The organism is Acetobacter oeni (assembly GCF_011516825.1).
Taxonomy (GTDB): Bacteria; Pseudomonadota; Alphaproteobacteria; order Acetobacterales; family Acetobacteraceae; genus Acetobacter; species Acetobacter oeni.
In genome coordinates this window covers 20,207-34,057 of sequence record NZ_WOTA01000006.1, presented here as the reverse complement: position 1 = coordinate 34,057, position 13,851 = coordinate 20,207, and the positions used below count along the sequence as shown (strand labels likewise).

12 protein-coding genes are annotated in these 13,851 nt (G+C 64.7%); 10 read left to right on the top strand and 2 right to left on the bottom strand.

The window, feature by feature from the left end:
* The first annotated feature begins 13 nt into the window (after window positions 1-13).
* From nuoG to GOB90_RS05605, 9 genes are read left to right on the top strand one after another with little or no spacing between them, the layout of a single operon-like run.
* The gene (gene nuoG / locus GOB90_RS05645) at window positions 14-2,896 is read left to right on the top strand and encodes an NADH-quinone oxidoreductase subunit NuoG (protein WP_146885735.1); all 2,883 of its coding nucleotides are present in this window, start codon (window positions 14-16) and stop codon (window positions 2,894-2,896) included.
* Window positions 2,893-3,849: an NADH-quinone oxidoreductase subunit NuoH gene (gene nuoH / locus GOB90_RS05640; protein WP_146885737.1), complete on the top strand. Its 957-nt coding sequence runs from the start codon at window positions 2,893-2,895 to the stop codon at window positions 3,847-3,849. Before nuoG ends, nuoH begins: the two co-directional genes overlap by 4 nt.
* A gap of 24 nt (window positions 3,850-3,873) precedes the next feature.
* Complete coding sequence (nuoI, locus tag GOB90_RS05635; RefSeq protein ID WP_146885740.1) at window positions 3,874-4,386, top strand: NADH-quinone oxidoreductase subunit NuoI; 513 nt, start codon at window positions 3,874-3,876, stop codon at window positions 4,384-4,386.
* Window positions 4,387-4,392: 6 nt separating this feature from the next.
* The gene (gene nuoJ, locus GOB90_RS05630; RefSeq protein WP_146885743.1) at window positions 4,393-4,890 is read left to right on the top strand and encodes an NADH-quinone oxidoreductase subunit J; all 498 of its coding nucleotides are present in this window, start codon (window positions 4,393-4,395) and stop codon (window positions 4,888-4,890) included.
* Window position 4,891: 1 nt separating this feature from the next.
* Entirely contained in the window at window positions 4,892-5,203 is a 312-nt protein-coding gene (nuoK, locus tag GOB90_RS05625; RefSeq protein WP_146885745.1) for an NADH-quinone oxidoreductase subunit NuoK, read from the top strand.
* Between the two features lie 5 nt (window positions 5,204-5,208).
* The gene (gene nuoL / locus GOB90_RS05620; RefSeq protein WP_146885747.1) at window positions 5,209-7,194 is read left to right on the top strand and encodes an NADH-quinone oxidoreductase subunit L; all 1,986 of its coding nucleotides are present in this window, start codon (window positions 5,209-5,211) and stop codon (window positions 7,192-7,194) included.
* Entirely contained in the window at window positions 7,191-8,699 is a 1,509-nt protein-coding gene (locus GOB90_RS05615) for a complex I subunit 4 family protein (RefSeq protein WP_146885749.1), read from the top strand. The genes nuoL and GOB90_RS05615 overlap by 4 nt, the downstream gene beginning before the upstream one ends.
* Entirely contained in the window at window positions 8,686-10,170 is a 1,485-nt protein-coding gene (locus tag GOB90_RS05610) for an NADH-quinone oxidoreductase subunit N (RefSeq protein ID WP_146885752.1), read from the top strand. The genes GOB90_RS05615 and GOB90_RS05610 overlap by 14 nt, the downstream gene beginning before the upstream one ends.
* Before the next feature lie 49 nt (window positions 10,171-10,219).
* The gene (locus tag GOB90_RS05605; protein ID WP_146885754.1) at window positions 10,220-10,702 is read left to right on the top strand and encodes a CBS domain-containing protein; all 483 of its coding nucleotides are present in this window, start codon (window positions 10,220-10,222) and stop codon (window positions 10,700-10,702) included.
* A gap of 94 nt (window positions 10,703-10,796) precedes the next feature.
* On the opposite strand, the gene GOB90_RS05600 is transcribed toward GOB90_RS05605, so the two are convergent.
* Complete coding sequence (locus tag GOB90_RS05600; protein ID WP_146885756.1) at window positions 10,797-11,732, bottom strand: cupin domain-containing protein; 936 nt, start codon at window positions 11,730-11,732, stop codon at window positions 10,797-10,799.
* Window positions 11,733-12,037: 305 nt separating this feature from the next.
* Here GOB90_RS05600 and GOB90_RS05595 point away from each other — a divergent pair, with 305 nt between their 5' ends.
* A complete protein-coding gene (locus GOB90_RS05595) occupies window positions 12,038-12,979 on the top strand; it encodes a LysR family transcriptional regulator (RefSeq protein ID WP_173571946.1) in 942 nt (313 codons plus the stop codon).
* Window positions 12,980-13,032: 53 nt separating this feature from the next.
* Here the strand turns inward: GOB90_RS05595 and GOB90_RS05590 are convergent, their stop codons facing one another.
* A complete protein-coding gene (locus GOB90_RS05590; RefSeq protein ID WP_146885760.1) occupies window positions 13,033-13,827 on the bottom strand; it encodes a shikimate dehydrogenase family protein in 795 nt (264 codons plus the stop codon).
* Window positions 13,828-13,851 lie beyond the last annotated feature (24 nt).

Here is a 13,851-nt window from a genome sequence, read left to right as displayed (position 1 = left end):
AAGGAGCGGAAAAATGGCCACCATCCACCTCGACGGCAAACCCTGCGCCGCCCGTTCCGGCACCAATCTGCTCCAGGCCTGCCTGGAAGCCGGCGCCGACCTCCCCTATTTCTGCTGGCACCCCGAACTCGGCTCCGTCGGCGCCTGCCGCCAGTGCGCCGTCAGACAGTTCAGCGGCCCCGAAGACAAAACAGGCCGCATCGTCATGGCCTGCATGACCCCGGTCACCGACGGCGCCCTCCTCTCGATCAATGACGCCGAAGCCAGAGAATTTCGGGAAAACGTGATCGAATGGATGATGGTGAACCATCCCCATGACTGCCCCGTCTGCGAGGAAGGCGGCGAATGCCACCTCCAGGACATGACCGCGATGACCGGCCACAACAAACGCCGCTACCGGTTCACGAAACGCACCCATACCAGCCAGAATCTCGGACCGTTCGTCAAACACGAAATGAACCGCTGCATCGCCTGCTACCGCTGCGTGCGCTTCTACCACGATTACGCCGGCGGCGAGGATCTCGCCGTCTTTGCCTCACACGACAACGTCTATTTCGGACGCGCGACAGACGGCACCCTCGAAAACGCCTTCAGCGGCAATCTGGCCGAAATCTGCCCGACCGGCGTCTTCACCGACAAACCCTTCTCCGCCGCCTACAGCCGCAAATGGGACCTGAGCGGCGCCCCCTCCGTCTGCGTCCATTGCGCAACCGGATGCAACATCATCGTCAACGCCCGCCAGGACACCGTCCGCCGCGTGCTCAACCGCTACAACGGCGAGGTCAACCGCTACGCCCTGTGCGACCTCGGACGGTTCGGATACGGCTTCGTCAACGCCCCCACACGCATCCGCGCCCCGCTGCGTGTCATCAGCGAACAGCAGACCCCCATCCCCGCACAGGACGCCCTGACCCGGTTCGCCCGCATGGCCGCGGACGGTCCGGTCATCGGCATCGGTTCATCCCGCGCCTCGCTGGAAACGAATTTCAGCCTGCGCGCCCTCGTCGGCCCCGACCGGTTCTCAACCGGACAAACCCGACAGGAACAGACCTGCACGGACTGCGCCCTCAGCCTTCTCCGCGCCCATCCCGGCGCCATCCCGACCCTGCACGACATGGAAAGCGCCGACGCCGTCCTCGTGCTCGGAGAAGACGTGTCCGCCACCGCGCCCCGCCTCGGCCTGGCCCTGCGCCAGTCCGTCAGACAGCCCTCCTTCCACGCCGCCGACGCCGCGAAAGTGCCCCGCTGGATGGACGCCGCCGTCCGTACCCTCGGCGCCGAATGCCCCTCCGCCCTGTTCATCGCCACGCCCGCCCCCACCGAACTGGACAGCATCGCCCGCGAAACAGTCCGCACAGCCCCGGACAATATCGCCCGCCTCGGCTTCGCCATCGCCCACCGCATCAACCCCGCCGCCCCGCCCGTCCCCGACATGCCGGACACCGACGCCGCCCAGGCCGACCGCATCGCCGCCACGCTCGTCGCCGCCGGCAAACCCCTCATCGTGTCCGGAATGCAATACGGTTCGCCCGCCCTCATGCAGGCCGCCGCCAGCATCGCCAGCGCCCTCGCCACACAGAACCCCGCCGCCGGCCTGTCCCTGGTCCTGCCCGACTGCAACAGCATGGGGCTCACCATCCTCGGCGGCCTCACCCTCGAAGACGTGCTGGAAAAAGCCGCAACCGGCGAGATCGCCACCCTCGTCATCGCCGAAAACGACCTCAGCCGCCGCCTTGATCCGTCCTCCCTGACAAAACTGAAAAACGACGTCCCGAACATCGTCCTCATCGACCACACCCTGACCCCGCTCAGTCGCGACGCCGCCCTCGTGCTGCCCGCCACCCCCTTCACCGAATGCACCGGAACCCTGGTCAGCCAGGAAGGCCGGATTCAGCGCTTCTTTCCCGCAATCACCCCCGCCGCCCCCGTGCAGGCCGCCTGGCGCTGGGTCCGGATGCTCGCCGAACAGATCAGCACCAATGACGAAACACTACCGGACCGGAATCCCGCCACCGACCTCCGGACCTGGACCCGCGTCGATGACGTCACCGCCGCCCTCTCGCGGGCCTGCCCCGCCCTCGCCGAGGCCATAAACGCCGCCCCGAACGCCGATTATCGCGCCGACAACCAGAAAATCCGCAGCGAACCCGCCCGCGCCAGCGGCCGGACCGTCATCCGCTCCCATATCAGCGTCCGCGATCAGCCACCGCCACAAAACCCGGACACCCCGTTCAGCAACTCCATGGAAGGCGCTTACAGCCCGGATCTGCCCGCCGCCCTCATCCCCTTCTTCCAGGTGCCGTCATGGAACTCAGGCCAGTCACTCACCCGCTTCCAGCAGGAAATCGGCGGCGCCATGCGCGGCGGAGACCCCGGCATCCGTCTCTTCGCCACCCCTTCCGACAGCCCCCCCGAGCCGCCCCGCACCCCTGACATCCCCGCCGCCTTCACCCCCCGCGACGATGAAATGCTGCTGCTCCCGGAAGGCAGACTGTTCGGCCCCGAAGAACTGAGCGCCCTCTCCCCGTCCGTCGCCGCCCGATCCGCGGCCGACGCCCCGACCCTCAGCCTGCCCGCCGGTACCCCTTACCCGCCCCGCATGACCCTCCACCTGAGCGACGGCCCGCACGACCTCGCAACCCGCCCCGTCACCAACCTCCCGGACGGCATCGCCCTGTGTCCCCCCCACATGGTCATGCGGGCCTTCGCCTTCCCCCGCACGGCCCGCCTGTCTCCCGTCACATCCGCCGCCGCAGTCACACCCGGATACGCCGCACCCGGGCACGCCACGCCCGTCACCCCCTCACCTCTCACACCGGCCCCCGTCACACCCATCCCCGTCACACCGGCATCCGGCCCCACCGCATCCGTCACTCCCCGGAGAGACAGACCATGACGCAACCGCCCCTCCTCACCATCATCCTCACGCCCCTGCTGATCCTGGCCCTCGCCACCCTGCTCACATGGGTCGAACGACGCCTCCTCGGCCTCTGGCAGGACCGCTACGGTCCCAACCGCGTCGGCCCCGGCGGCCTGTTCCAGGCCGTGGCCGACGGCATCAAACTCCTGTTCAAACAGGACTGGATTCCCCCCTTCGCCGACAAAGCCGTGTTCATCCTCGCCCCCGCCATCGGCATGATGACCGTCATGCTGTCCTTCGCCGTCATCCCCGTCACAGCCCGGCAAAGCATCGCCGACCATCTGAATGTCGGCCTGCTCTTCGTGCTCGCCATGATGAGCCTCGGCGTCTACGCTGTCGTCCTCGCCGGCTGGGCCTCGAACAGCAAATACGCCCTGCTCGGCGGCATGAGAGCCGCCGCGCAGATGATCAGCTACGAAGTCTTCATGGGCCTCTCGCTGCTCGGCGTCGTCATGATCACCGGCTCCTTCAGCCTGCATGATATCGTCACGGCCCAGTCCGGACTCTGGTTCATCATCCCCCAGTGCGCCGGCTTCGTCGTGTTCCTCCTGGCCGGCATCGCCGAAACTCACAGACTGCCCTTCGATCTTCCGGAAGGTGAAAACGAACTCGGCGCCGGGTTCCACACCGAATATTCCGGCATGAAATTCGGCATGTTCTTCCTCGCGGAATACGCCGGAATCATCCTCGTCTCCGCCCTCGTGACAACGCTCTATCTCGGCGGCTGGCAGGGACCGCTCCTTCCCCCCGTCCTCTGGTTCGCCCTCAAAACCGGCGCCCTGGTCGCCTTCTTCATCCTGCTCAGAGCCGCCCTCCCCCGCCCGCGCTACGACCAGCTCATGGCCCTGGGCTGGAAAGTCCTGCTTCCCGTCTCCCTCCTCAATATCGCCGCCACCGGAACCGTCCTGATGCTGCACGCACCAGGATAACACCGCGAACGGAAAGGCACGCTCATGTCCGGCACCCTGCGCACCCTGTTCCTGACCTTCCTCCACGCCTTCCGGCGCCGGGAAACCGTGCAGTATCCGGAAGAAAAACCCTATCTGCCCCCGCGCTATCGCGGCCGGATCATCCTCTCGCGCGACCCGGACGGCGAGGAACGCTGCGTGTCCTGCAATCTCTGCGCCGTCGCCTGCCCGGTGGACTGCATCAGCCTGCAAAAAGCCGAAACGGAAGGCCGGTGGTATCCCGAATATTTCCGGATCAATTTCTCCCGTTGCATCTTCTGCGGTTTTTGCGAGGAAGCCTGCCCGACCTACGCCATCCAGCTCACACCCGATTTCGAAATGAGCGAATACAGCCGCCCGAACCTCGTCTACGAAAAGGAAGACCTGCTCATCAGCGGCACCGGAAAATACCCGGACTATAATTTCTACCGCGTCGCGGGCGTCCCCGTTCCCGGCAAGGAACGCGGCGAGTCCGAACACGAGCGCCCCCCCGTCGACCTCCACTCCCTGCTGCCGTAACGCGCCATGCCCGTCATGATCCTCTTCGCCGCCAGCCTCACCGTCATCGGTGCCGTCATGGTCATCACCCGCCGGATCGCCGTCCACGCCGTGCTCTGGCTGGTCGTGACGTTCCTCGCCCTCGCCTGCGTCTTCACCCTGCTCGGCGCCCCCTTCGCCGCCGCCCTGGAAGTCATCATCTACGCCGGCGCCATCATGGTCCTTTTCATCTTCGTCATCATGATGATCGGCCCCGCCCAGCCGGAAAGCGACCGCGAAAAGGAATGGCTGCGACCCCGCGCCTGGCTCGGCCCCGCCATCCTCGCCACCCTCCTCTGCGGCGAACTCCTCTTCGGCCTCCGCGCCACACCCCACACCGGCACCCCCGCGCCGATCACACCCCGCGATGTCGGCCTGAGCCTGTTCGGCCCCTGCGTCATGATGGTCGAACTGGCCTCATTCCTGCTTCTCGCCGGCCTCGTCACAGCCTTTCATATCGGACGCCACCGGCCGGAGACCCCCTGAGATGACCGCCCTGCCCCCCGGAGACGCGCTGCTGCTCGCCGTCATCCTCTTCTCAACCGGCCTGGCCGGCATCCTCATCAGACGCAACCTCCTGTTCATGCTGATGTCGATCGACATCATGCTCAACGCCGCCGCACTCGTCTTCATCGCCGCCGGCGCGAAATGGCACGATGCCACCGGCCAGGTCATGTTCCTGATGATCCTCGCCCTCGCCGCGACAGAAACCGCCGCCGGCCTCGCCATCATCCTCCGCCTGCACGCCAGAGGCCGCCCCTCGCTCGATGCCGATACCGGTAATCTCCTGAGGGGATAAGACAAATGACCGAACTGCTTCTGCCGCTCACCGTGCTCGCCCCGCTCGCCGCCGCCGTCATCCTCTTCCTGTCGGCAGGACGCCTGCCCGCCCGTCAGGCCGGCCCGCTGGCCACCGCCGCCGTCGGCCTGTCCGCCATCATCAGCACACTCCTGGCCGTGATAGTCCTGTCCGCCCCGCCCTCGGCCCCGATCCGGATCACACTCTGGAACTGGATGACCCTCCCCGGCTTCCCGGCAGAGATCGCCTTCGCCCTCGACCCGCTCTCTCTCCTCATGATCCTTATCGTCACCATCGTCGGATTTCTGATCCACCTGTACGCCATCCGCTACATGCAGAACGATCCCGACACCGCGCGCTTCTTCGGCAGCATGACCCTCTTCGTCGCCGCCATGCTCGTGCTGGTGCTCTCCTCCGACCTGCTCTGCCTGTTCATCGGATGGGAAGGCGTCGGCCTCTGCTCCTGGCTGCTCATCGGCTTCTGGTACACAGACCCCGCCAACACCGCCGCCGCCCGCAAAGCCTTCCTCATCACACGAACCGGAGACGCCGCCCTGCTCTGCGGCCTCCTCCTCCTCGCCACCCGAACCGGCACCCTCCGGATCGACACACTGCTCCAGGCCGTCACCTCCGGTCAGATCCCGCCCGCCCCGCTCACCGCCGTCGCGCTGCTGCTCCTCACCGGCGCCCTCGCCAAATCCGCACAGATACCCTTCCAGTCCTGGCTCCCCGACGCAATGGCCGGCCCCACCCCGACCTCCGCCCTCATCCACGCCGCAACAATGGTGACAGCCGGCATCTACCTCATCGCCCGCCTGCATGTCCTGTTCGCCGCCACCCCGGCCGTCATGACCCTCATGGCCGTTATCGGAACGCTGACCCTCCTCATGGCCGCCTGCAACGCCCTCGTGCAGACCGATCTCAAACGCATCCTCGCCTGGTCCACCGTCAGCCAGCTCGGCTACATGTTCCTCGCTCTCGGAACCGGCATATGGCAGGCCGCGCTGTTCCACCTCATGACCCACGCCTTCTTCAAGGCCCTGCTGTTTCTCACAGCAGGCGCCATCATCGAACGCGTCCGCCACGAGCGGAACATTTTCCACATGGGCGGCCTGCTCCGCGCCACCCCCGGCCTCGCCGCCGCCTTCCTCACGGGCGCCGCCGCCCTCGCAGGCCTGCCCCTGATCACAGCAGGATTCTACAGCAAGGAACTGATTTTATCCTCAGTCTGGCAAGCCACCTTTCCCGTCGGCGGAGGCCTGGCCCTCTCCGGACACGTCCTCTGGAGCCTGGCACTCGCCGGCGCCTTCCTGACAACACTCTATATCTTTCGCTGCTTCTTCATCGTTTTTTCAGGCCCGCCACAAACCGAAATCTCCGGCACCACACCCCGCCTCATGACCATTCCCCTCGCCTGCCTCTCGCTTCTCTCCCTGCTCGGAGGCATCGTCGAAATGCCGGATACCCTCGCCCCCGTTCACCTCTTCACCCGGATGCTCGACCCGTCCCATCCCCTCCCCCACACCAGCGACCCGGCCTGGCTCCTCCTCGCCGGCGCCCTCACCCCAATCGCGGGCCTGGCCCTCGCCTGGACCCTGTGGGGCAGCGCAAACCCCGTCATCCGGGAAGCCCCCGTCCCGACCCCCGGCGCCCACCGCGTCCTCACCGCCCGCACCGTCGAAAGCCGGTGGAGACCGGGCATCGTGCCCGATGCCCTCTTCCTCCGCCCCCTCCGCATCCTGAACCGCATCGGCCGCTATGACCTCCCCGACCGCCTGAGTGACAGCATCTCCCGGGCGCTGTGCCGCGCCAGCACGCTCGCCGCACAAACCAGAACCAGCCTCATCGCCCATCTCAGCTCCCGCACGCTCCGGATAACCCGCGAAGGCAGCCTGCTCCTGGGGCGAATGCAGAACGGCCGCGTCCGCTGGTACGCGGCATGGATCGCAACCGGCCTCTGCGCGACCCTCGCCGCGGCGATGCTGGCATGACCCCGCTCCCCGCCCTCGTCTTACTGCCCGTCCTGGGCGGAGCCATCGCCTGGCTGGCCGACCGCTCCCGCACGCGCCCGGAACAGCCCCCGCCTGTCGCCTGGCTCATCACACTCATCACCCTCATTCTCGAAACAGCCCTGCTCCTTGCAGAGACATTCAGACAGTCCCCCGATCCCGGACCATGGCTGGATCATTTCTCCAGGCCATGGATTCCCCCCCTGGGCATAGACGTCCGGCTCGATATGGACGGCCTCTCCCTGTCGCTGCTCTGGCTGACTCTCATCCTGTCACTTCCCTGCGTGCTTCTCGCAACACGTCAGATCCGCACCCGCCCCGGCCTGTTCCATTTCCTGTTCCTCGCCACCATCAGCGGCGTCACCGGAACCTTCCTCGCCACCGACCTCTTCCTGTTCTTCTTTTTCTGGGAACTGATGCTGGTCCCGATGTTCGTTCTGATCCTGATCTGGGGACACGAGGACAGACACCGCGCCGCCATGAAATTCTTCCTCTTCACCCAGGGCAGCGGCCTGCTCCTGCTTCTCTCCATTCTCGGCCTCGCCATCACGCATTTCCGCGAAACCGGCTTCCTGACATTCAACTACTTCACGCTCGCCGCCACGCCCCTCTCGCCAGCCCTCTCCATGGTGCTGATGCTCGGCTTCTTCATCCCCTTCGCCGTGAAACTCCCCGTCATCCCCGTGCATGTCTGGCTCCCCGACGCCCACACCCAGGCCCCGACCGCCGCCAGCGTCCTGCTCGCCGGCATCCTGCTCAAAACCGGCGGATACGGCATGATCCGTTTCAACATCATGCTGTTCCCCGAAGCCGCCGCGCACTTCGCCCCCGTCGCCCTGTCCCTCGGGGTCGCCGGAATCCTCTACGGCGCCTGGATGTCCTGCCAGCAGAACGACATCAAACGCCTCATCGCTTACAGCAGCATCAGCCATCTCGGCTTCGTTCTGACCGGCATCTTCTCCGGATCGCAGGCCGGCATGCAGGGGGCCATCATCCAGATGCTGGCTCACGGCCTCAGCACAGGCGCCCTCTTCCTCATCGCCGGAAGCCTCCAGGACCGGATGCACACCCGGGACATGACCCGTATCGGCGGCCTGTGGGCCACCATGCCACGCCTCTCCGGCGCCGGCGTCTTCTTCGCCGTGGCCTCCCTCGGCATGCCAGGGCTCGGCAATTTCGCCGGAGAATTTCTGGTCCTGTTCGCAACCTGGCGCGTCAGCCCTCCACTCGCCATCCTGGCCGCGACCGGGCTGGTGCTCGCCGCCATCTACGCGCTGAAACTCGTCAACGGCATCTTTCTCGCCCCCGCCGCACCAGCCCCATCCCCCACAAAAGACGTCCCGACCCCACAGATCGCCATTCTCGGCAGCCTCATGATCTTCCTCGTCATACTCGGCCTTTATCCCCGGCCGTTCATCGCGGCCTCAGCCCCGTCTCCACCGTCCGTCGTCACCGGCAAGGGAGAACCGAACCATGCTCATCCATGATCTCTTCCTCCCCCTCCCGCTGGTCGTTCTCCCGACAGGAACAATGCTTCTCCTGCTCTCCATCACATGGCACCGCTCCGCCACGCGCAGCTTCTCACTCGCCCTGCTCACCCTGCTTCTCACACTCGCCTTTACCCACCATCGCCTCACAACGTTCCTGCACGGCGGCACAACATTCTTCACGGAAGACCTCTGGGCCGACTACACAGCCGCCCTGATCCTGCTGTCCTCCCTCTGCATCCTCGGCTTGTCCTGGCGCAACATCGCCCGTGACACGGATCAGCCCCCCGACGAATATCCCCTCCTCCTGCTGCTCGGCACCCTCGGCGCAGTCACGATGGTCTTCAGCACGAACTACATGTCTTTCTTCCTGGGGCTGGAAATCCTCAGCCTCTCCCTGACCGGACTTGTCGCCTTCCGGCATCACCACATCCCCGCCGCCAGCGAAGCCGCGATGAAATATCTCATCCTCTCCGGCTTCTCCTCCGCCATTCTCCTCTTCGGCATCGGCCTCGCCTACACCGCAACCGGCTCGCTTCACTTCGCCCCGCCCGACCCGGCCAACAACGCCATCCCAGGCCTCCCCCTCGCCGCCACCATCATGATTCTCACCGGAATTTTCTTCAAACTCTCAGCCGTCCCCTTCCATATGTGGATGCCGGACGTCATGGAAGGCGCCTCCGTCCCCGTCGCTGCCTTCATCGCCATCGTGCCAAAGATCGCGGTTTTTTCAGCCCTTATCCGCTATTTCGGCACCGGCGACCTGCCGCCCTTCCTGCACGGCACCCTTTCAGCCATCATCATCCTGACCATCCTCGGCGGCAACCTCCTCGCGCTGCGTCAGACTAACCTCACAAGACTGCTCGCCTGTTCGTCCATCGCCCATGTCGGCTATCTTCTGATGGCATTTTATTCCCCGGGCCTGATCCAGTCCGGCGCCGTCGCGATCTATCTGATCGCCTACACCACCGCCACCCTCGGCGCCTTCGCGGTCATCAGCGCCCTGGCCACACAGGAAGGTACCGACGGCACAAACATCGCGGACTGGAAAGGACAGTTCACAAAACACCCCCTGCTCGCCAGCGCCATGTCCCTGATGCTGCTCTCTCTCGCCGGCATCCCGCCCGGAATAGGATTTTTCGCAAAATTCGAAATCGCAGCCACAGGCGTCGAACATCAGCGCAACCTGCTGCTCGCCGTCCTCGTCACCGGAAGCATCATCGGACTGTATTATTATCTCAACATCATCCGCGTCATGCTGAGCCCGGCCTCTTTTTCATCGCAAACCGATAACAGAAGGAACAATCCGGAACTGACAGCCCTGGTATTCGTTCTCGCTATAATCGTCGTCGTCGGCGGAATTTTCCCCGCCTGGCTGATCCGGCCGGTTCTCCCCGCATCCGCCAGCGTGAACACCGCACCGCCCCCCGACACCACCCAGGAGACCGACAGCCGGACACTTCCTCCCTGAGCAATATCCCCCTGTCCCTCTTCAGTCAGAATACGGAAAGGATTTTCTCATGTCGTCCCGCGTCTTTCATATCCTGGCCCGAAAGGGACACAGCGTTATCACAGTCGGTGAAAACGATACGGTTCTCTCCATCGCCAGCACCCTGATGCAACACAATATCGGCGGCGCGCCCGTCGTCGATTCCGCCGGAAACCTGGTCGGCCTCGTCTCGGAAAAAACGATTGTCAGCACCGTGGCAAATCAGAAGAAAGACTTTTCCACCCTGCTCGCAAAAAACATCATGCAGACAAACATGCCGACAGCCATACCCGATGACAGCATCTACGACATCGCCTGCCGGATGACATATTACCGAACCCGCCACGTACCGGTTCTTGAAGACGGCAAACTCGCCGGCCTGGTCAGCATCGGCGACATCGTAAAACTGCGCGCCGAAAACGCCGAACAGGAAGCTCAGGAACTTCAGGATTACGTAACCGGCAGCGACCACGCCTCCGTCCGGCACGCAAAATCAGCGGAATGCGATTCCTGAATCCTCCCGGATGACACATCCGGACATTCTCTTTCATAGCCACAAACCATCGTCAGAGACATGCCCGTCTCTGACGACCCGGACCGGAACCCTCTCAGGTAAACCGGATATCCAGAGACCGCAGATAAGTCTGCAACCCGGCATCCTGAATCGGAATCAGCCGCGCATATGTCGTCGATTCATTAAAATGCGCGTGCCAGTACCCCGGCGGCGTCACAAACGCACAGCCCGGCTCCCAGTCCACCCGCACCGGATCATGGATGGCCCCGTCCGCATCGAGAGACCGCCCGACCAGCGAATAACACCCCGGCGCACAGTCCACGATGAAATCCAGCGCAATCGACTGATGCCTGTGCGGCTTCTGCTGCGTATCCGGCCCGATCGCCCCATACATCGCCCACAAAGTGTGCGTCACCGTCCGCGTCAGCGGAAACTCTTCCGCTCCCAGCAACACACTGATCCGGCTCCGGTTCGCCGCCGCCGGATCGCAAATCGCCGCCTCCAGCTCCCGCTGCGCATCCTCAGCCCGAAACAGCGTCGGACGAAACCGCGCCTCGTCCACCCGCACCCCGAGATAAGTCAGCAGCGGCGCATCATGCACCGCATACAACACCCCCGTCTCCTCCGCATCGAGCTCAACCCCGGTCAGCCCCGGAATCGCGAAAAAATCTCCCGCGCCCCACTCAAAACGAACATCGCCACACACCACCCGTCCCCGGCCCCGATGCGCGTAAAACACAATCGATGTCGCATTCGGTTTCAGGGAAACCCCTTCACCCGCATTGATCCGAACGAAATTCGCGCACAGCCCCGGCCCCGTCGCCGGAGACGGACATTTCAGTTCTTCACTCAGATCCAGCAGCACAACCCGCGTTGCCCCGTCCGCATAAAGCGACGGCGAAAAAAAGTGATACGGAATCGGCGGCGTTAGCCCCGGCCGCACCGGGTTCGCCGCCTTGCTGTATTCAAAAAAAAGCCCGTCCGCCGGCGCCGTCACCACACGCGCCCGCTCCGTCACAGATCCGTCCATCACACCCTCCGATCGTTAGAAATAAGCTGCAATCAGCAAAGCGCGTCACCACGCCCTGTAACGATCCCCCGGACGACAAAAGATTTTTGCAAAAAGGGAACGGCGGCTCTCGTTAAATGTGGCTTTTTTCTCAGGGCTTTGCCCCGAAACCCACCAAAGACCAGAGACCTTTGGAAACCTGTTTGTTTATTTAACAATAAATCGGAATACAGAGGATGTCGTGCAGCGCAGACCCCGCGTAATGGCCCCTGCCGGGTCCGGACAAAGCCACCTGGCGAGCAACAACCAGAGGCCAACACGAAACTGTGTTCCCCCGACCTCCCCGCGCATCCCCTAAACTCCGCACGATGGACAGCCTCGCCTCCCTCCGCCACTTCCTCGCCGCCGCCGATGCCGGAAGCTTCTCCCGCGCCGCCGAAGCCTGCGACGTCAAGGTCTCCACCATCTCCCGCCACATCGCCGCCCTCGAAACCGAACTCGGCGCCGCCCTCTTCAACCGCTCCACCCGTCACCTCCACCTGACGGAAGCCGGAACCCTGTTTTACGAAAAATGCCGCCTGATCCTCGCCGAACTCGAACAGGCCCGCCAGGACGTCTCCCGCTTCAACGCCACACCCCAGGGCCTCCTGCGCGTCGCCATGCCCGTCACCCTCGGCCACCTGAAAATCATGCCCGCCATGCCGGCCTTCCTCGCCGCCCACCCGCAGATCAGACTGGAAGCCATCCTCACCGCCACCGCCATCGACCCCATCGAAGCCGGATACGACGCCGTCATCCGCACCGGCCTCTTCCCGGATTCCGCCCTCGTGATGAAACGCCTCGCTGACGCGCCGACAACCCTCGTCGCCAGCCCCGCCCTCGCCGCCACATACGCCGACGCGTCGCCGGAAGACCTCGAAACCCTCCCCACACTCTGCCACACAGGCCCCGGCTCCGACCGCTGGCCCTGCCGCACCCCGGCCGGCATCCGCCGCGATCTCACACCCATCCCGCTTCTGAAAACCAATGACCTGGAAACACTCCGTCAGGCCGCCCGTGACAGCCTCGGACCCGCCATCCTCCCCGAATGGCTGATCGCACCCGACCTCGCCACCGGCAAACTCGTCCGCCTGTTCAGCTCCTGGCAGTGGGGCGCCTCAGCCGAAGGCACGCCCGCCATCGCCCTTCTCTACCCACCCAAGAAAACCTTCCCGCCAAAACTGAAGGTTTTCTCAGCGTTTCTGACAGCCCTGCTCCATAAAACATAATTCAATACCCGCATCCGGACCCGCAGCCGGGCATTTCAGACCCGAACCCCGGATCACGCCACCCCGGTCAGAAACGCAAAAATCGCCTCAAGCTGCCCCTCCAGCATGTGCCGCCCGGAGTGAACCCGACACCCGACCTTCGCCGCCTCCCGCAAAAGCGCCGTCTCCTCCGGCATCATCACTACCTCCGCCACCAGCATCCCCGACGAAAGCCGCCCCGCATCCACCGGCAGCGGATCGCCCTCCCGCAGCCCCAGCGATGTCCCGTTCACAACAATATCATGCCCGTCAGGCTCACCCCCGACCGCCACCGACAACACCGGAAACGCCTCCGACAACCGCCCCGCCAGCTCACCGGCTTTCTCGCGCGACCGGTTCGCCACCGTCAGATGCGCCGCCCCGGCCTCCGCCAGCGCAAACGCAATCGCCGACGCCGCGCCCCCGGCCCCCGCCAGAAACACCCGCCGCCCGGCAACCGTCTCCTCCGCCCCGGTCAGCCCGGCCACAAACCCGACGCCGTCCAGAAGATCCCCGGTCAGACTCCCGTCCCGCTCCCGCCGCACCACATTCGCCGCCCCGGCCATCTCCGCCCGACGCGAAACCCGATCACACAAGGCCACCACGGACGTCTTATGCGGCACCGTCACCACCGTGCCGCCAAAATTCGCCATCGCCCGAAATCCCGCAAAAACAGCCGCCAGATCTGCCCCCGGCGCTGCATCCACCGCCACCATCACCCCGTCATACTCACGCGATTCAAACAGCGCGTTCATCTTCTGCGGCGTCCGCACATGCGCCACAGGATGGCCAAGCGTTGCAAAAACCCGTGTCGTTCCGGTCACTGGCATCTTACACATCTTCCATTAAAAGCC